This is a genomic window from Providencia rettgeri (genome assembly GCF_001874625.1).
In the GTDB taxonomy this organism is placed as follows: domain Bacteria; phylum Pseudomonadota; class Gammaproteobacteria; order Enterobacterales; family Enterobacteriaceae; genus Providencia; species Providencia huashanensis.
In genome coordinates this window covers 2699645-2717842 of the sequence record NZ_CP017671.1, presented here as the reverse complement: position 1 = coordinate 2717842, position 18198 = coordinate 2699645, and the positions used below count along the sequence as shown (strand labels likewise).

The following is an 18198-nucleotide window of genomic DNA, read 5'->3' as shown; positions in this document are numbered from 1 at the left end:
GACAAATTCTGCGAATAAGAGTACCAATTATAATCAGTTAAAAAAAGCCCTTAGTTTACAATTATGTGATGATGATAAAAACACTTTACTCTAAGAGTATTAATAGACAACTGATTGATACATTAGAAATAAAGTGTTTTCGTTAAAAGCAGACTAAATTAGTTTGCTAATGTATTTAAGCGTACTTTGATAACTGCTTTCTTTACGGTGCTTTTTCCTCTTTTTGAAGTAATACCCGGTTTATGTGGTTCATAAGGCATAAAAATGACAAACATATTTGGTACTAACGATACTGTTTGGCAATATTCGATTGTATCAGCCAGTTGATAGTCATCCGCATCATTATAAGGTGTTACATTTTTAGCGGAATTTTGTATTCCATAATCTATTACTTCGTCACCGGATAGTAATATTTGCACGTCAATATAATGATGATGTAATTCAGCACTCTTTTGTTCACGGCCTTGGGTTTCGAATGTCATTACATTGACAAATGCATTATCACCATCAATAGGGTAGCTTCCCGGTTCTAAAGATGCAGGATTGAGTGCTAATGTTTTTTCGATTAGGTTGCGTAGGACTGAGTTTATTTCAGTCATTGTTGCCACATCGGATACATGACCAAACAACATAAGTAACTCCTATTAATTTTCGTGAATTTCACTATCATCTAGTGACACTTGTTTCGCAGCTGAGAAAAATGGCGCCGTAACCGCCCCCACAATAACCACTGACATTGCACCGATCACGCCATAGAAGAAAAAGTTAAGGTCACTAGCATAACGTGTCGCCAATACCGCAATGATACTTACAATAATACCTGCAGCTGCACTGCCTGCATTCGCTCTTTTAATAAAAATACCTAGCATAAACAGCCCTGTCATGGGACCACCCATTAACCCAATTAGACTATTAAATGCATCCCATATTTCAGACTCATCAGATAAAACTAACCAAATAGTCGCTAAGCTGCTAAATACACCTGCAATAATAATTACCAACCTAGCAATTTTCATTTTCTGTTCAGCAAGGCGCTCAACTTTACTTAGGCGAATATAAATATCGGAATTAAAACAACTTGAAATACTATTTAAGCTACTGGATATACTCGATTGTGCGGCGGCAAAGATAGCTGCGATAATTAGCCCTGAAATACCGATAGGCATCTCTGTGACAATAAATAAGGGCAAAATTCCACCAGTATTAAAACCTTCAGGTAATAAGCTTGGGTTTTGTTTGTAATAGACAAATAGGGCTGAGCCAATGGCAAAGAAAAAAATAGGAACAATAGCAACTAATTTAGCATTAGTAATTAAAGTGCGTTTTGTTTGCTCAATAGAATCAGTAACAATGTAGCGTTGGACTACATCCTGACTTGCAGTAAATTGTTGAATATTTGCAAATAAAAAACCTATCATTAAAACTGGAATAGTACTGTCAGTCCAGCTCCATCGTAATTGTGCATCAGGGAAAAATTTATCGGCTTGAGCAGTTGCAGTATATATTTCACTTATCCCACCATCGACTTTAAAACAGATCACAATAAAGATTAAAACAGCACCGGCAGAGAGTAATAGCCCTTGGATAACATCAGTCCAAATAACACCTTCTATGCCGCCCATCCATGTATAAATAATACATAATAGGCTAATAAGGACAACTAATATAATAGGGTCAATTCCAATAAAAGGACGTAGTGCAAGTACAGTTAAATAAGTGATAATTGCAATTCGACCTATATGGAATAACATAAAGGATAAACTAGCAAATAAACGACTGCGTATATCAAAACGTGCTTCTAAATATTCATAAGCAGAAGTTATTTTTAATTTCCGAAAAAAAGGAATATAAAAATAAAATACTAAGGGCAAGATGGCGATTGCTAAATATTGACCAATAATAAAAGTCCAGTCTGAGGTATAAGCTTTTGCTGGAATTGACATAAAGGTAATTGAACTCAGAGTGGTTGCAAAAACAGAAACCCCAGCAGCCCAACCTGGAACTCGGCCACCTGCACGGAAATAATCATCTGCTGTTTTTTGGCGTTTTGAAAAATAAACACCAACAAGTAGCATTGCTGCTAAATAACCAAACAGTACTGCATAATTAACGAAACCAAAATCATGTAATTGCATTTTTTAGTCCTGCCATATGTAAGGTAGTAGGTAAAATGTACGACAGTTTTTTTATTGTTCTCTAGCCCAGAGAGCTGCGCCCCAAAGCCCTGCATTATGATGATAGTGGGCTGGTAAAACCGGTACTTGTAGCGCAGAAGGTTGCTGTGCAATAGTTGTTTGAATCAGTTCAATATAGCCATTAGCTAACCCAACACTACCGCCAAGAACAACGCAGTCGGCATCTGTTATTGCTTTAATATCTACAATTAAATTAGCGATGGTATTTGCTGAACGTTGAATAATTTCTTTTGCTTGTTTATTTCCCTGGTGATAGGCAGTAAAAATAGCTTTGGCATCATGACCAGCAAGTTCATCGATAGCTTGTGAAGCGATTGCACGACCAGAAGCGATGGCTTCAACACACCCATAACGCCCACACCCACAAATAGGTCCGTAGGGGTCTGCAATGGTATGGCCTAGGTGGCCTGCAACACCTCGCTTTCCGAGTTGAAGTTTCCCTTGTTGAATAAGCCCACCACCAACACCGGTTGATACGGTAATAAATGCCATATCGGAGATGGTTTCATGACGATAATGATATTCAGCCCATGCAGCAGCTTGAGCATCATTTAGTATCCAGCAGGGTAAACCAGTTAATGTGGAAAGTGTTTGTTTCAAATGAAAATCTTTTAAGCCACCTAAATTAGCAGGATTCAATGCGGTCAATATACCGCCACAAATGATCCCTGTTGAAGCTACAGCAACAGCATCAGCATGCGCTTTAAGTGGTGAGGTTATGAGCTTTAATGCTTCATATAGTTGTCGTGGTGAAGCGCTAGCAGGAGTCGTTATTTGAGTGTGTTGTGTGAGTTGGTTATTTGGGTTAATTAATGCAGCCGAAATTTTTGTTCCTCCAATATCAATCGCTAATATATTCATTTCACCAACTCCTGCTGTAACTTTAATGCCTGAGTAAACCAACTACAGACGTGCTCAAGGCGAGTTAATGCCGAACCGACAGTGACAGCCCAAGCCCCAGCATGCATGCCTCTCGCTGCAATAATTGGCGTGTTATAGCGGCCTTCAGCAATGACACGGCAGCCGTTTTCAGCTAAGGCTGTGACTAACTGTAAGTCAGGTAATTTGGGAGGTTCTCCGCCAGTGTAGCCTGACATAGTTGAACCGATAAATTCTGTACCTAATGCATGGCAATACATCCCTTCATTGAAATTTGAGCAATCGGCCATCGCTAATTTACCTAAGTGATGTATGCGAGCGAGTAATTCATTGACAGGAACTGGTCGTAGGCGGTCGGTGCCATCAAAAGCAATGATATCAGCACCTTCTAGCGCTAAGGCATCGACATCACTTAACCACGGGGTGATCCTTATAGGGCTATCCAGTAAATCACGTTTTACAATACCTATAATTGGAACATCAATAAGCGGGCGAGTAGCTTTTAGGTTTTCTATACCTTCGATTCGTACTGCGATAGCACCGGCATTTACTGCAGCTTGAGCCATTGCGGCCACAATTTCAGGCTTGTTCATTGGGCTATTATCAACAGGCTGACAAGATACAATTAGCCCACCTTTTTCTTGAATATCTTTAGTCATTTTTTCAATTAAGACCATATTGAGCTCACTTTCATGAAGTTTAACTCCGATTTATGTTATTTTATGGAGTTAAGTTTCTCAAATGAAAGAGTCGTAATCTGTGAATAAGATCAAATATTAATCCGGAATAATAAGCTCAAGATAAATAACCCAATAAATGAGAAATACATTATTTGGCTTATATTTCAATATGTTTTATGTGTTAAGGCAATACAACAACCCTTTACCATTGCGTATTTTAAATTGAAATAATACACAGTTGTATTCGGTAGGTGGCTTCTAGGTAGCGATATAACGTGAGAATTGAGGTTAATAACGTAATGTATGCTCACGAATATCAATTGAAAGCGTTAAACATTGACGAAATTTTAGTTGTTTAGATAAGAAAAATAACTTCACTTATAGCTTGCGTGAAACTAGGGCTGGGGTTAAACCAACAGTTCTAGTCATCGCTTAGGTTCCTAGAATACAGCGATTTAATAGCTCAATTTTCACTCACAACACATGCTGTATTTTTGAAAGGTATAATAAATAACCTAGCTTTATGACAAGTTTAACAGGATGTCGAACAGTTATAACATTTGAAGAAAAACCAATACTACTCATAATAGTATTGGTTTTTAATTAATTATTATATTTAACAATAATTGTTACATTTAATATGGATATTGGGGCGTCAATATAGTCAGTGAAACCTAGCTTAAAATAAAAGTTTTGCTATTCTATTCATATTCTCACTGTTATTTAATTAGAAGTTAGGAAAGTAGGATGAAATTTAAGCTTGGTAAGGTATCTATATTAAGGGCAATCATTATTATTTTTCTAATGGTGATATCATTTATTTTTGGTATATCAATGACTAAAACGATAAATTTTGACCCTATTGAACAGTCTAAAATCAATGTTGCTAACGTATTAGCATATCCAGATGCCGCTAACTTTAGGAATATGGAATATTTTTTCAGTAAAAAAACACAAAACGGGGGGCGTTTAGGCTATATCTGTGGTGAGGTTTTTATGTTTAATAATGATGATCTACCAGATGGGTTTAAACGTTTTGTTGTCAAAGTATATGAGCCACCTAAGGGGTTAATTCTTCTATCTTTTCCTATTATAGAGGGTGGTGATGATGCCTTACTATCTGAACGAATTGATGATGTCTGGAAACTATTTTGCCATGCGTAAATGCGCCATTTTACCTCTTAATTTAGGGGGTAGGAGACAGCTTATGGTTCTAAGTTCTGAGAAAAAGTCGTATCTTGTTAAATTTAGCGTCTATTTATTGTTTATCATTCAAGCAAAAATATAACAAGGCTCATTTGTAGGCTGGGGGAGAGAAACTCTCTGGAAAAGATGAGAAACCGGTATATTACAAACTAAAAATGGTTCCCTAGGATGGGATGGGTTATTGAACCAAAGAAATAGGGCGAAAATAAGCTTATAATCGTTATGAACAATCTTAAATTTGCATTATAATATCTAGATATATTTTTTATAATGGATGCAGTTTAGTGAAAAATGTTGGTAAATTTCTTAGTTTTATGGTTGTACTGCAGTATTCTTTGACTGCTGTCGTTATTTCACTATCCGCATTACTAATACAAAATTGGTTTTTTTTGTAATGTTAGAATAGGTTTATACCCTATTTATATTAAGAATATAATTTACCTGCCTATTTTTGCCCCCATTGAGGGGGAAGGTCTTAGCAAAATAGACTTAGACTTAGATATTGAATGAGTTTGCTGGGGTTCCTTCATATGAAGGATAGTGGTTTTATTAATGAGATAGTTCTAAAGTTTAGGCGATAATACATAAAAGTTAGCGATAATAAATATAGGTTTTATCTTTGTGTCTCTCATATTTGCTCATTAAATATGAATACGATATCAATAAATGCCTCTTTAAAAGAGGCATTTATTGTTTGTAATTAGCGAATTTTCATAGAGTTAATAACAGATTGTACCCCAGCAACTTTTCTTGTTGTTTCAATCGCTTTATTGACATCTGCTTGAGAGTTAACAAAACCACTGAGTTGGACTTGCCCTTTAAATGTTTCTACACTAATTTGCGTTGATTTTAAGTTTTTTTCAGCAAGTAAAGCTGATTTTACCTTTGTGGTTATGACCGTATCATCAATATAGCCGCCAGTGCCTTCACTTTTAGACGATGGTGCACAAGCTGTTAATGTAATGCCCATAAAGATAACGACCAGTATAGATGATATTGCTTTGAAGGCTTTCATATCAACTTCCCCTTATCAGTAAGTAACATCAGTTTTGCATTGGTTTTGATGTGATACAGAGTAAATGTACAACACTTTATACTTTTGTTAAAACTAAGAACACAGATAACATTGTTAAATATAATTGATGACTATAATTATGGCAAAATTTCATGAGAATTTTTTATGTTTTTGATTACAGTAAACTAATATATTAATATTTTATATTTGTTGATCAGTTTATAGTTATCAATGTCAAGGAGTAAGCTAACCATTGGAGCAGTGTTCAAAACTATGCTTAGCCTGTTTAATAGCATGTTTTTCTATATCCCTTAATGTTAAATTCATGGTATCCAACCCCTTGATATCTATTTTGAAACTATGAGTTGAGTTGTCATCCCCAATTAACGTTATGTTTAAACCAACAATTTTTGTGTTTTCTCCACAAATATTTATTTGTGTTAGGTTAAAACGCATGAGTTCACCTTTTTTATAATATAGCTTGATTATTTAATAATTACTTAAATAATCTACGTTAAGTAAACTTGTATTTCCTTAACAAAGGGTTAGATATTGTAACAAAAAGGAGGGGAGAATTAAAATAAGTACGAAAAAACAAGTTTTACACTGTATGGATAACACCATTTACGGGTGGCTGAATACCAATTTTTTGGTAACGGTTACTATTGGCTATTTTGATTATAAAGAGCATATAAACGTAAATTAGGTTTTATCGGCTGTTGCGTTACTTTTAATGGTGCAAGCAATAGAGCTTGGAAACTATCTATGGATAATATTCCTCCTTGATGATTTTTGCATTTAACGCGTTGGTAAGTTATCTAACTTACCAAGAACAATGGCATATCCGAGATATCTAATATTAAATTGCGGAGTACCTAGCTTGCTTACGCTGAGGGCGTTAGCTAAAAATAGTTACTAATTAACTAGATACAAAATGAGACTAAAGGGGGGATAAGGAGTGAAAAAAAGCCCCTGCAAGCAGGGGTATCTAATGGAAATGTAGATTTATAGTTATTGTTATAGCTGCCTATAGTTTAAATGGGCAACTACAAGATGATACCAGTGATTATGTTTTAAACCAAATTAGAGTATGTGTTTAGATAGAAAAAATTTTTGGGGGATAATTTAGGGAGATTAATGTTGCAAAAACCCGTATTGTGCTGTGCAGTCAACAATAAATGCGACAAATTGGCCGTTATTTTAATGATGATTACCGTGCTATTGTTACAATAGGTGAGTAATAGCAGAACGATTGTTAACAGGAAGGTTGTGGTTAAAATATTACATATGTCAGTATGAAAGTTAATAACTCAGACTTTGGCTTGAAATGAAAAATAAAAGACCCATAACAATTAGGGAATAGCTTTTGTCACTAAGGAAAAATAATGAATAATATGCAACTAGTAAAACAAGCATTGAATGCAGTATTGGGAGAAGATATTGGTTCAAGGTCTGTTGCTCAAAAATACTTTTCAGATGAATATATCCAAATTGTTGATGGTAAAAAAATTAATTTTAATGAGTTTATCGCGCATTTACAGGTACTGAAACAGGCAACTCAGTCTATAACTATAACCATTAAATCGATAGCGGAAGGGGAAAGTTGTGTACATACCCAGCATTTAGCAAAAGCGATTAAAAAAGATGGTTCAGTTAGCGAGTTCGAAGTATTTGCCTGTTTCCAGATTGCTAATAATAAGATCATACGTTGTGAAGAATTAACAAGAATGCTAAAAGGTGCCGGTGCAGACCAAGATTTAGGCTCAAGAACTTAACATTGATTATTTAAATACAAAATAAAGCTCAGTTTAAAAACTGAGCTTTATAAATTCTATGTATGCGATTAACTAGGGTAGGTTAGTTGTAACCCTGCGCCAACTTCTTGAACAGCAGCATATTGGGCTAGGTGTATTTTTGCATTGAGGTCAGTGCAGTGGCATGGGTGAATGTGCATTAAATCTTGCTGATTAAAGTAATTTCCGGTGCATTCTAAAACTTCTTTCGAGGCTTGTTGTAGATGGAACCCTCCGATTACAGTAACTATTTTATTAATCCCTGTTACCTTTTTAGCGTACTCTGTAATATTACAAATTCCTGAGTGGGAACAGCCTGTTATCACAATCAGTCCTTCAGTTGTTTTGATAGCAAGTGCAGAGTCATCAAGGACATAGTCATCAACCTCGTTGTTATCATTATCGAGGGTGGTTCCAATGGGCTCTTGCCCTTCAAAGTTATTTTCCCGAGGGATTTGCCCTAAAAACACGATATTGTTTGAAAGGTAATAAGGTTCAGTCGTTTCAATACAATCAAAATAGGCAGATAAAATATCTTTTGGAGTATTCGCTCCAATCACTTTGGACTGAAATTTTTTTTGTATAAGTGCATCAGGATGGTAAATAAGCTTTTTCGTTTGCTGTGCTTCAATATTACGGCGGTCAAAATGTTGGATTAGGTGCCCTAAGCCCCATGTATGGTCATTATGCCCATGGGAAAGTACAAGATCAGTAATATTAGCAAGGTCGATATTTAAAATGTGTGCATTATCAATAAAGATGTTGGAATAGCCAGTGTCGAATAATATTTTTTTTCCATCGGCTTCGATATGGTAACAAACGCCGGGCTCCCCGCAAAAATAACTATCGATTAAGGTATTGTTGTCGACAAGGACAGTAATTTTTATTGTCATCATTAGCTCATTGTTATTAGTTCAGAAGTCATCGGGATATGTTATATCAGATAAAAAGTAAAAAATATTCAATGACTACTAAATTGACGCTTAGAAAGTAAAGTATTAAAGAGGAGGAACTATGAATAGGTATTGTCAAGGAAATTGCCCTATAAAGAACAATTTCCTTGATGACTGCTATTGTAAATGGTTAAGTTTAGATTAGTCTTTTACCTCACTAACATCACTAGTTTCTAATTCTTCCCCATCTTTAGGCTCAGTATGGAAAATAGAAATAATTTCTTCCAGTAAATCAGATTGAGATTCTAAGGCTTTTAATGATGACTGTAATTCACGGGTCATTGAAGCATTAGCTTGTGTTGTACTATCTAGCTCGTTAATAGCTAAATGAATTTGGCTAACACCGTGAGTTTGTTCGTTGGAGGCGAGAGCAACGCTTTGGATCATTTCATTAATGTTCGATGTATCTTGGGCAATCGAAACGATATTGTCATTTGCATCGGCAGCTAGTTGGAAACAATGATTAATTTTATCATTTGAGTTATTAATCAAGAGCTTAATTTCTTTTGAAGCTTGAGTGCAACTAATGGATAACTCACGCACTTCATTAGCAACCACAGCAAACCCTTTACCATGTTCACCTACTCGAGCAGCTTCAACTGCAGCATTCAAGGCTAATAAATTAGTTTGAAAGGCAATATTATCGATGGTGGAAGTGATTTTGCTAATCTCTTTAGAGAAATCGACGATATCATCCATATTTTCTACGACATCAGAAATCAGTTCATTACTTTTTTCAATTGTGACACTCGTCGCCGACATGAGCTGGCATGACTGGTTGGTATTAGCCGTATTTAATTTAAATGAGGAGTCCAGCTCTTCTACACTCGCCGCAGTTTCCACAATCGCAGCTGCTTGTTGGTCTGCACGAATGGAAAGGTCGTGATTCATTTGAGTAATATCACTCAGTTCAACTTTGATGTGGTGAGTGTTGTCATAAATATTTGTTACAATATCGACTAGCTTACTTTGCATGTTAGAAACATGCTGCTTTAATAGTTTTATTTCAAATAAGCCCCGATTATCAAAACTATGGTAGAGAATACCCTGACTTACTTTTTCAATACCATCAATAACTTGGTTTAATGGTCGAATAAAGAAAAACTGTAAAATAAACCGGATAAACAAGGTTACAAGGGTAATTATCGTCATGATGACTATTAGCCCTATGATGCTTTGTTTATACAGCTGTTCACTCGCTACAGCAATATCGTGATAGTTTGCATTTAATTGCTGATGGTAATTAATGTAGTTTTTTTCGAACGTATCTTGGAACCCTTGGGTGGGCTGATTTAAAAAATCATACGTTTTACCTTGTACTAAAAAGACCGAGAGCTCATTTAAGGCGGCATAGAGTTCTTTATAAGCCTTTTCTAATTCAGAATAAGCTTCACTATTTTTATAGAGAGAAGATGAGGAAAACGCTTTCCAGTAACTATCAGTCTCTACCATTTTTTTATGATAAAACTCAATAAGACTATCAATATCAGTATTGGATGTTTTCATCTTGTTGATGATAAGTAAATGTCGAGAACTGGCGCGGTTTAAGGTGTTTCTAGCTTGTAATAACGATTGCCATGTGTTGTTTAATTCTGTTTGTTCATTATAAATAGTATCGAGTTTAGTTAATGTGGTTTGATACTGCTTTAAAGAACTAAAGAAAAACCAGCAAGTTGAAAGCAATAGAACAATAAGAAGCCCTGAGATTAACCAAACAAGGGTAGTTGTTTTAAAACCGGATAAAGCAAATTTAGCTGAGCTAAATTTAGTTATTTTTGAAGTATCAGACATCATTAATTATTTCCTTTCATACCATCGAGTAGTATGTTTGCACACATACAAATTCCGACTTCTAAACATAACGTTGTTAACCTCGAGCATATTCAAGCAGTCCGATAGCTAAAAAGTTATATGTAGTCACGCGAAAGCATCAGGCGTAGGGACTAATTGAATGTATCGGCACCAATTCCGGATACTTTATATTCAACAATTTGACTTAGCTCATAAAATTGAATAAAAAATAAGTGTTTTTACGCATGCGGGAGGAGTGGTGTTACAAAAGGCAAATAATTTGTGCATTATTGGTAGCTAGAATGTAGTTATCATTCTTTTAATCGAAGATAATCACATTCTAAGCTTAATTTAACTTTTGAGTGTCTTATGTTGTCATTATTTTTTAAATGCATTTTAGGTGCTTTAGCGGTGCTAATTATTGCGTTATTATCTCGTAGTAAAATTTATTATATTGCTGGATTAGTTCCTTTATTTCCTACATTTGCCTTAATAGCTCATGTTATTGTGGTACAAGAACAAGGAACGGAAGCGCTAAAAAAAACAGCTTTATTTGGCTTATGGTCTCTCATCCCTTATGCAATGTACTTATTAACCGTGTATTTGTTTGCAACTAAAATGACGGCCTTGGCAAGCTTAAGTCTTGCTACGGTTGTATGGGTAATTACAGCGATAATATTAGTTTATATATGGCAACTTGCTCAGTGAATTATATTAAAAATAGCCACTAGGTTATTTAAATATATTGACATAAGGTTCCTATATTTAGTGTATTATGTGAAAAAAAGAATTCCATGATTTTAAGAGTCGCAAAATATTAAGGCTAAACTATAATGATATGTAGTGTTCTCCATAGAGCTTTAAGATAAAAATGTTATTAAGATCCTTAGTTTTACTATTAGTCGCTGGTTGTGCGTATATTGCGGGTATTATGACAGAACTCGCATTAGATCCTGAATTAGATACTGAAAGTCGAGTAAAAAGCTCTGTCGAGGATTTTCTTGCTTACCCATCAGCGGCAAATTATAAAAATGTTCAGTACTATGTATTAACAAAAAGTGATGAAGGGGACGAAACAGGTTATTACTGCGGTGAGGTTTTTGGCTTTGAGAATGAGCTACCTCATGGGTATAAAAGATTTATTATACGCTTACATAAAAATAGAGCTGGGAAGGTGATGGTATCCATTCCTTTCGTAGAAAAAACAGATGATATAATCCCCCCTGAACAATTTGAGGCAGTATGGGATAGATACTGCCATAGAGCTTAGCATCCTATTGCTCGTTAACGGTAAGTTAACGAGTTCTTATAAAGCTAATTTGTTTTGATGGCCAAAGTGGCTAAAAAAGTTGGCAAATAATTATCAATAACAAACCGTGGGTTGGGTTGCCAGTCTTCTTCAAAGCCCACAATATGAAAACCTACTTTCAGTTGCCCGCCAATTAAATCAGTTAATGAGTGACCAAAGACAAAAGCGTCTTGGTTAGCTTGTTTTTGTGCTATTTGTTCGGAGGATAAGGTGGCTAGCTCAGAAAATGGCATCTTATAGGATGGTTTAATAATACCTTGTTCATCGTAATGTTTATTTCGTTCTCCAACAAAAACTATTGGATTAAAGAAACTGGATAATAACCGGCCATTAGGTTTTAAAATGCGATAACACTCCTGCCAAACAGGTGTAACGTCCGGAATATACAGATTAGAGATGGGATGGAATATTATATCAAATGTTTCATTCGCAAAAATATCTAATGAGCGCATATCCCCTTGAACTGTTTTCAATGTTAAGTTATCTCTTTCGGCGACTTTTTGGTCTTTTTCAAGTTGCTTTTGAGATAAATCGAAAACAGTGACATCTGCCCCAGCAGCTGCTAATACAGGGGCCTGTTGCCCCCCTGCGGAGGCTAAACACAGGATCTTCTGACCATTAATATTGCCTAACCAAGTTTCATCAACGGGGCTAGGTGTAAGATGGACTTTCCATTTCCCTTGTTTAGCGTCATTAATAGTCTGTGAGTCAACAGGAGTTGACCAAGCTAATTGTAATTCTGCTTGTTTATCCCAAGCTTGTTGATTTGTAGTTATGATATCAATCATAAAGTGTACTCCAAAATACAATAATTTGTTCTAGTGTAATAGATAGACGGAAAAACTGAAACAAAAAAGTGTACCAATTAGTACAATTTAATTTCCTATTACGAGATAATAGTGCGTCCCCTGAAAGTCAAAACTGGCAACGTTATGCATACCTATTTTTAAATGTGCGGCAAGAGACCTGTGGTTAGCCGCATTGATGAAAGCCACAGGTTTTCCGGTATTGAAAGCACATATGTTGTCGTAAAGAGATTTGAGAATATTGTTTCCTCTATAATTAATATCAATACATACAGGGCCATAGAACCAATTGCCATTCATTAGCCCACTGTTTTGTTCAAGAATTAAATGGGCGATAGGGGGTAATGCGGTAGATGTGCTGGCAAAGCTAAATACAACGCCAATAATTTTTTCAGCGTCACGTGCAACAAATGTTGATAAGCTATTGGCATACATTGCACCCACTTTGGGTAATGGGTACTCCCCTAAAAGACCACCTTGCTGAGATTCGGCATTAGCTTGTAATAATATTGCAACTTCAGGGCAATCTGCTTGTGTCATTAATTCATATTTAATCTTCATTATTACCTCTAACAGGGGAAAATAGGTTTGGGCAGATGGAATAAACGCTTTGGGTGGGATAAGATTGTAATGTGATGTTATTCAACTCATAATAGCGGCCTCAAATTTTTGGCTTATTAAAATAGAATGCTAACTAAACTTTACCCCGTATTTTTACTTGTAATTTCAAATGTATTTATGATGTTTGCTTGGTATGGTCATTTGAAATTTACAACGAAGCCGTTGTATATAGTCATTTTTTTTAGTTGGTTAATTGCATTGGTAGAATATTGTTTCGCTGTACCAGCCAATCGGCTAGGGCATCAATATTATACTGCGGCTGAATTGAAAACGATGCAAGAGGTAATAACGCTCTGTGTTTTCGTTCTATTCTCAGTATTGTATTTGGGAGAAAGTTTTACGGTTAACCATGTGATTGGTTTTATTCTTATTTTTGCAGGAGCTTTTTTTATTTTTAAGGGGCCATTTTAATTAATAAAGTAATCGAAAGGCCCCATGAATCCGATAGGTGCTTAGTATTTAAACCCATCCTTTCTTATGAAATTGCTTTAATATAACAACAAATTGCAGCATTTCTTCTGGCGTTCCTAGAGTGAGCCTGTTCCACCCAATAATTGGAGGAAATTCGCGGCCAACCATCACATGAGCATCAGCCATACGTTGTTGATAAGTTTTCACATCACCGTTAACCTTATGAAAAATGAAATTGGCTTGTGAAGGCGCATATTCCAAACCTAATTCATTGAACGCTTTTTCTACTATAATGCGAGATGTGTTATTAGATTTAAGACTATGTGCGATAAATGGTTTATCTTTTAACGACGCTATAGCAGCAACAGCCCCTGCCGTATTGGTATTATCGATGGATAAAAACTCATCAACAGCAGCAATGGTCGCTGGGGAAGCGACACCATAACCAATTCTTAAGCCTGCTAAGGCGAATATTTTTGAAAATGTACGAGTGACAATTAAATTATTTTGACCTTTTTTTACTAATTCTATCGCGCTAGTAAAATTAGGGTCTTCAACATATTCTGCATAAGCTTCATCGACAATAAAAAATAAATTATCAGACTGACTATTCATCCACTTTTCGAGTTGATTGTGAGGTGTAATCATCGCAGTAGGGTTATTGGGATTGCAAATATAAACTATAGATAACCCTTCAAAATCTTTTGTGGCTTGCTCCATTTTCGCTAAGTCAAAAGCAAGCTCTGCGGTTAGCGGGATTTTCGTAACTTTCACACCCAGTGAAAGAGAGTAAAGTTCTGCATAATTAAAGGTTGGGTCCGGCGTCACTAGTTGAATTTTTATTCCACGTTGGTTGGCTCGGTTTGCTAACATTGCGACAGCAGCTTGGATAATTTCTGATGAGCCGTTACCAATACTGATGTGCTTGTCAGATAAACGGTAAAGTTCTGCAATATTAGTTAAGAGTTCAGCACGTGCGGCATCTGGATAACGAAATGCACCCGGTAGTGCGTTAATAACTGCCTCTCTAGCTTTTACTGACATGCCTAACGAATTTTCATTAAAATTAAGCAATAGTGGATGTTGTTCGTCAGGCAAAACAGGGCTATTTGTTTGTGCAATAGATTGATTTGAAAAAGCATTAATTGCAATGCTACCTGCAATCAATGAAGTTGATTTAAGAAATGAACGACGATCCATGATTATTCCCTGAAATTATTATTTTTGAATCTGTTAGGTTACTTAAAATCGTATTAAAGTAAATAATTATTTGCTTTTTTTGATTTTTTATTCACCTAGCAATTGAGGGAATGATCAGGTTTTATCTATATTGATAACGCACTTAAGTGTATAGCATTATGGCTGGCTTTTAGGGGCTCATGTTGGTAATGCAAATATAATTAATTATGTAGTTACGAATTGGCCCTCGTAGTGATAAAAATGCGGTGTGAACCACCGCAAATATTTCTAGTCGAGTTATATCAAGGGGTGGCTTGATATAAAACATTATTGGCCTTGGACTGGTGTATTGGGTGTGATTTCAATAACGGCGACTTTGACCATATATTGTTTCCCGTTTTCTCCTTTAGGGGCATCAACTGCAATTTTTTTCAGTGCTTCATCTGGCTGAGTTGTTTGGATAGCAGTTGAATATTGCATCATTCCTTGATAGCGACCGGTATTGTTAAATTGGCGAAAGTTATCACATGGTCTATTATTATATTGCTGTTGATTTTGATACCCACCACGGTGCCAAGAACCATTTCCGTAGCCATCCCCAGGGTACGCAAATGTAGAAAAACTAACAGCGATTAAACTTGCACTGATAATTAATGGTTTTAATATATTCATGGCTTATCTCCTTTGAAATATTTATTAATTATCATTCTGTCAATATATTTAATTAGTTCAATCGGATTTACTTATCTAAATGAATAAATCACTATTGTGACAATATTTTTCCATTATTTATTCACAATGAAAATATATTGTTAAAACAATTAAGTTAAAGTTAATATTTTCATCGGGTAATTTTTGGTTTTTTATTCTATTGTTTTTTATAGAAAAATTTTGCTAGCTTGCTGAGTGATATAATAGAGGCGACAGCAATATCTTTATTATAATCATCACATAAAACTAATAACCTATCGATTGCATCTTGTTGTTCAATTGAACATTTATAATCACCTAATGCAGTAATTGCTGCTATTTTAACATCATTGTTGTTACCGTAGGTTAAATCAACTAGATTTTTTACAATTTTTTCTTTCATAAATGACTTAGAAAATAATAAGTAGGGGTAACCAGTATAAAACTGAGAAGAAAAATATAAAATGTTTTTTTTATCAATACTAAATATAAAAATATTAATATGAAAAATATTAGTTCTGTCGATTAATTTTGGTGTATCTGAAAAGTGAGGAGTTTTTGTCATTATCTTTAAGGTTTTATCATACTTTTAACGGTATTGAGGGCAGTGAATATCAAAGGCTCAAATTGTTCACAAAAATTGATATGATGCATTTATAATATTCTCAAATGTCATAAATGAAGAAGGGTAGTACGTTGAAACGTATAAAAACAAAATTGTTGATTGTTCTGTTGTTAGCACTTGGTGTGTTTGGCTACCATTCTTATACCAGTATCGGGGATTCTGATGTTAAGAATGAGGCGCAACGTTTGGTTGAAGCGAAGCTGGGTAATGCAAGCAATATTGAGTTTAATGATGTTGAAATAATGCAAAAAGGTGAGTTTAAAGAGGGAGAAAACTACCGTGTGTGTGGGAAATATCATTTACCTTCACAAGAAAACCCTTTGCCGTTTGTCGCAAATGTTATCATCAAGGATGGGCGTTTTTCTGAACATGAACAGTTGATTATAAGTGAAACGCAGGAATTACAACTTTCAATAGAAAGATTGTGTTCTAAAAAAGAAACAGATTAACAAAAAAGAGCTCAAAGTGAAATTTGAGCTCTTTGACTTTAGCCTAGTAATTAAGACTTATTTAATAATAGCTCAGTTTGTAGTTTACAAGCTGAGATTGAATCGTTCAGTGATTTTTGAAAATCTGCTTCGTTAGCAAAATTAGATTTGTTACTGCGTATAGCATCAATGGCAGTGGCTAGGTTTTGACGAAGATCGGATTCAAGAGTTTCTAATTGCTTCAGATCTACATTCTCACTTTTCAATTTAGCAATAGTTGCTTGGGTTAATTCACTATTGGTTTTGTTAGTGCTGTATGCTTCACTTAGCGTTTGACCGGTGATTTCGCAATAATCATTGGCTAATTCGCTTATATTTAAAGGGGCATTTTCTGCCATAGCAAGGACTGGAGTCAGGCAAAAAGCCAGTAATAAACGCTTCATAATCATACCTCTATTTTGCACACGATGAATAGTAACTCTATACAGTATCAGCGAAATACTATAGCAGATTAGACCTAAAACGGGGGGTATTGATAACTTTATAGCATGATTTCATAAAAAAGAGCCAGTATAAATACTGGCCGCTATAATCAGCAAAAGCAATGTAAATGAAAATTACGTTATATACTTTAGCATATAACGATAAAAAATAAAGCGATTTACCATAATTTTAAAAAAGTTAAGGAGAAGTATGACCTTGATCAGACTTTAAACTGCGATAAGGGTAGGGGTGAGTTGAGGCTACACAAATTGAAATCAAAAAATTAACCAGCTGAACACTTTTGTTAAGGTTACAGCTGGCTATGTAATAAAAGGCTTATTGATCAATTATTGCTGTAACCAGTGCCCATGCTTTAAGACATCTTCAACAAGTTCATGCAGCACTATATGGACTTTATTATCATCGTGAAATCCATTAGTTTGGAAAGTTGTTGGCCCACTGTCGTGGGTGATCAGCAAATAACTACCAGGATATACTTCCAAAACCCGGGCTTTTAGCTCATCTGTAAAAGCTTGGTATGATTTTTCTGAGAGTTGAGATGTAGAGTCATCAGACAGCTTTATCGTAATTTCCATATGTTAACCTCTTGTCTAAAAAGCGAAATTTCAATCAGTTTATTGTTAACGCAAAGTATAATCAACTATCTTATTTAGATGATACGAATTGGTCTGGTTGTTCATTGGTTGGTTGATATGATTTATTAAATTTTGATTTTAGATTAAAAATAAATATAGCTTAACCGACTCGTTTAATTATAAGTAATCGTGTTAGCTGTTATTGTATTTAAATTCATTTCTTGCTAATAAGTTAGCGGGAGTTATTAATCTCATTAGTTATGCGATTAAAAAAAAAGCTAAAAATCAAACGTTTGATTTTCTGTAAGTCAAATAGAGGAGGGGTATTTTATCTGTCTGTTTTAAAAGAATTTTGTTGCTATTTTCTCTAAAGAAATGAGTTCGGAATCTCCATTAATAGAAAATGAATGAATAATAAATCGAAAAAAAATTTACATTAAAGATAAAAAAATATAATTTCAAAAAACAAAAAGAAATATTTTATTTTATTTTTTGTTTTCTATTCTTTAATAATTATAAAGAGTAGATGCGTGCTAAT

General features: G+C 34.9%; 21 protein-coding genes. 6 read left to right on the top strand and 15 right to left on the bottom strand.

Annotated elements, in window-relative coordinates:
• Nucleotides 1-158: 158 nt before the first annotated feature.
• From nanQ to RB151_RS12520, 4 genes are read right to left on the bottom strand one after another with little or no spacing between them, the layout of a single operon-like run.
• Nucleotides 159-632, bottom strand: a complete 474-nt coding sequence (nanQ, locus tag RB151_RS12535; protein WP_048607389.1) for an N-acetylneuraminate anomerase — start codon at nt 630-632, stop codon at nt 159-161.
• Between the two features lie 12 nt (nt 633-644).
• Entirely contained in the window at nt 645-2135 is a 1491-nt protein-coding gene (locus tag RB151_RS12530; RefSeq protein ID WP_042843484.1) for a sodium:solute symporter, read from the bottom strand.
• Nucleotides 2136-2186: 51 nt separating this feature from the next.
• A complete protein-coding gene (gene nanK, locus RB151_RS12525; protein WP_042843485.1) occupies nt 2187-3056 on the bottom strand; it encodes an N-acetylmannosamine kinase in 870 nt (289 codons plus the stop codon).
• Nucleotides 3053-3751, bottom strand: coding sequence for an N-acetylmannosamine-6-phosphate 2-epimerase (locus tag RB151_RS12520; RefSeq protein ID WP_042843486.1), 699 nt, complete (start codon nt 3749-3751; stop codon nt 3053-3055). The genes nanK and RB151_RS12520 overlap by 4 nt, the downstream gene beginning before the upstream one ends.
• 750 nt (nt 3752-4501) lie before the next feature.
• On the opposite strand from RB151_RS12520, the gene RB151_RS12515 reads away from it, so the two are divergent.
• Complete coding sequence (locus RB151_RS12515; RefSeq protein WP_048607383.1) at nt 4502-4918, top strand: hypothetical protein; 417 nt, start codon at nt 4502-4504, stop codon at nt 4916-4918.
• 742 nt (nt 4919-5660) lie between these two features.
• Here the strand turns inward: RB151_RS12515 and RB151_RS12510 are convergent.
• Entirely contained in the window at nt 5661-5975 is a 315-nt protein-coding gene (locus RB151_RS12510) for a BON domain-containing protein (protein WP_042843490.1), read from the bottom strand.
• 246 nt (nt 5976-6221) lie between these two features.
• Nucleotides 6222-6431, bottom strand: coding sequence for a hypothetical protein (locus RB151_RS12505; RefSeq protein WP_042843491.1), 210 nt, complete (start codon nt 6429-6431; stop codon nt 6222-6224).
• Nucleotides 6432-7360: 929 nt separating this feature from the next.
• On the opposite strand from RB151_RS12505, the gene RB151_RS12500 reads away from it, so the two are divergent.
• Nucleotides 7361-7750 carry a limonene-1,2-epoxide hydrolase family protein gene (locus RB151_RS12500; protein WP_042843492.1) on the top strand — a complete coding sequence of 130 codons (390 nt, stop codon included), beginning with the start codon at nt 7361-7363 and terminating at the stop codon, nt 7748-7750.
• Nucleotides 7751-7818: 68 nt separating this feature from the next.
• Here the strand turns inward: RB151_RS12500 and RB151_RS12495 are convergent, their stop codons facing one another.
• Together RB151_RS12495 and RB151_RS12490 are read right to left on the bottom strand one after the other, a co-directional pair.
• A complete protein-coding gene (locus RB151_RS12495; protein WP_071548156.1) occupies nt 7819-8661 on the bottom strand; it encodes an MBL fold metallo-hydrolase in 843 nt (280 codons plus the stop codon).
• Nucleotides 8662-8862: 201 nt separating this feature from the next.
• Entirely contained in the window at nt 8863-10515 is a 1653-nt protein-coding gene (locus RB151_RS12490) for a methyl-accepting chemotaxis protein (protein ID WP_042843496.1), read from the bottom strand.
• Between the two features lie 366 nt (nt 10516-10881).
• Between RB151_RS12490 and RB151_RS12485 the strand changes: the two genes are divergently transcribed.
• Together RB151_RS12485 and RB151_RS12480 are read left to right on the top strand one after the other, a co-directional pair.
• Nucleotides 10882-11220: a GlpM family protein gene (locus tag RB151_RS12485; protein WP_042843497.1), complete on the top strand. Its 339-nt coding sequence runs from the start codon at nt 10882-10884 to the stop codon at nt 11218-11220.
• A 163-nt stretch (nt 11221-11383) separates the two neighbouring features.
• Nucleotides 11384-11782: a hypothetical protein gene (locus RB151_RS12480; protein WP_042843498.1), complete on the top strand. Its 399-nt coding sequence runs from the start codon at nt 11384-11386 to the stop codon at nt 11780-11782.
• A 44-nt stretch (nt 11783-11826) separates the two neighbouring features.
• Here RB151_RS12480 and RB151_RS12475 read toward each other — a convergent pair whose 3' ends face one another.
• Complete coding sequence (locus RB151_RS12475; RefSeq protein ID WP_071548155.1) at nt 11827-12609, bottom strand: class I SAM-dependent methyltransferase; 783 nt, start codon at nt 12607-12609, stop codon at nt 11827-11829.
• 87 nt (nt 12610-12696) lie between these two features.
• Nucleotides 12697-13188 carry a hypothetical protein gene (locus RB151_RS12470; protein WP_042843500.1) on the bottom strand — a complete coding sequence of 164 codons (492 nt, stop codon included), beginning with the start codon at nt 13186-13188 and terminating at the stop codon, nt 12697-12699.
• A 126-nt stretch (nt 13189-13314) separates the two neighbouring features.
• Between RB151_RS12470 and RB151_RS12465 the strand changes: the two genes are divergently transcribed.
• Complete coding sequence (locus RB151_RS12465) at nt 13315-13659, top strand: DMT family protein (RefSeq protein WP_042843501.1); 345 nt, start codon at nt 13315-13317, stop codon at nt 13657-13659.
• Nucleotides 13660-13707: 48 nt separating this feature from the next.
• Here RB151_RS12465 and RB151_RS12460 read toward each other — a convergent pair whose 3' ends face one another.
• The 3 genes from RB151_RS12460 to RB151_RS12450 form a co-directional block, all read right to left on the bottom strand.
• A complete protein-coding gene (locus tag RB151_RS12460; protein WP_048607374.1) occupies nt 13708-14859 on the bottom strand; it encodes a pyridoxal phosphate-dependent aminotransferase in 1152 nt (383 codons plus the stop codon).
• Between the two features lie 306 nt (nt 14860-15165).
• A complete protein-coding gene (locus RB151_RS12455) occupies nt 15166-15510 on the bottom strand; it encodes a hypothetical protein (RefSeq protein WP_042843503.1) in 345 nt (114 codons plus the stop codon).
• 196 nt (nt 15511-15706) lie between these two features.
• Nucleotides 15707-15931, bottom strand: coding sequence for a HEAT repeat domain-containing protein (locus RB151_RS12450; protein WP_071548852.1), 225 nt, complete (start codon nt 15929-15931; stop codon nt 15707-15709).
• A gap of 293 nt (nt 15932-16224) precedes the next feature.
• Here RB151_RS12450 and RB151_RS12445 point away from each other — a divergent pair, with 293 nt between their 5' ends.
• Nucleotides 16225-16602, top strand: a complete 378-nt coding sequence (locus RB151_RS12445) for a hypothetical protein (RefSeq protein WP_042843504.1) — start codon at nt 16225-16227, stop codon at nt 16600-16602.
• A 50-nt stretch (nt 16603-16652) separates the two neighbouring features.
• Here the strand turns inward: RB151_RS12445 and RB151_RS12440 are convergent, their stop codons facing one another.
• Together RB151_RS12440 and RB151_RS12435 are read right to left on the bottom strand one after the other, a co-directional pair.
• A complete protein-coding gene (locus tag RB151_RS12440) occupies nt 16653-17024 on the bottom strand; it encodes a hypothetical protein (RefSeq protein WP_042843505.1) in 372 nt (123 codons plus the stop codon).
• A 387-nt stretch (nt 17025-17411) separates the two neighbouring features.
• A complete protein-coding gene (locus tag RB151_RS12435) occupies nt 17412-17660 on the bottom strand; it encodes a DinI-like family protein (protein ID WP_042843506.1) in 249 nt (82 codons plus the stop codon).
• Between the last annotated feature and the right edge of the window lie 538 nt (nt 17661-18198).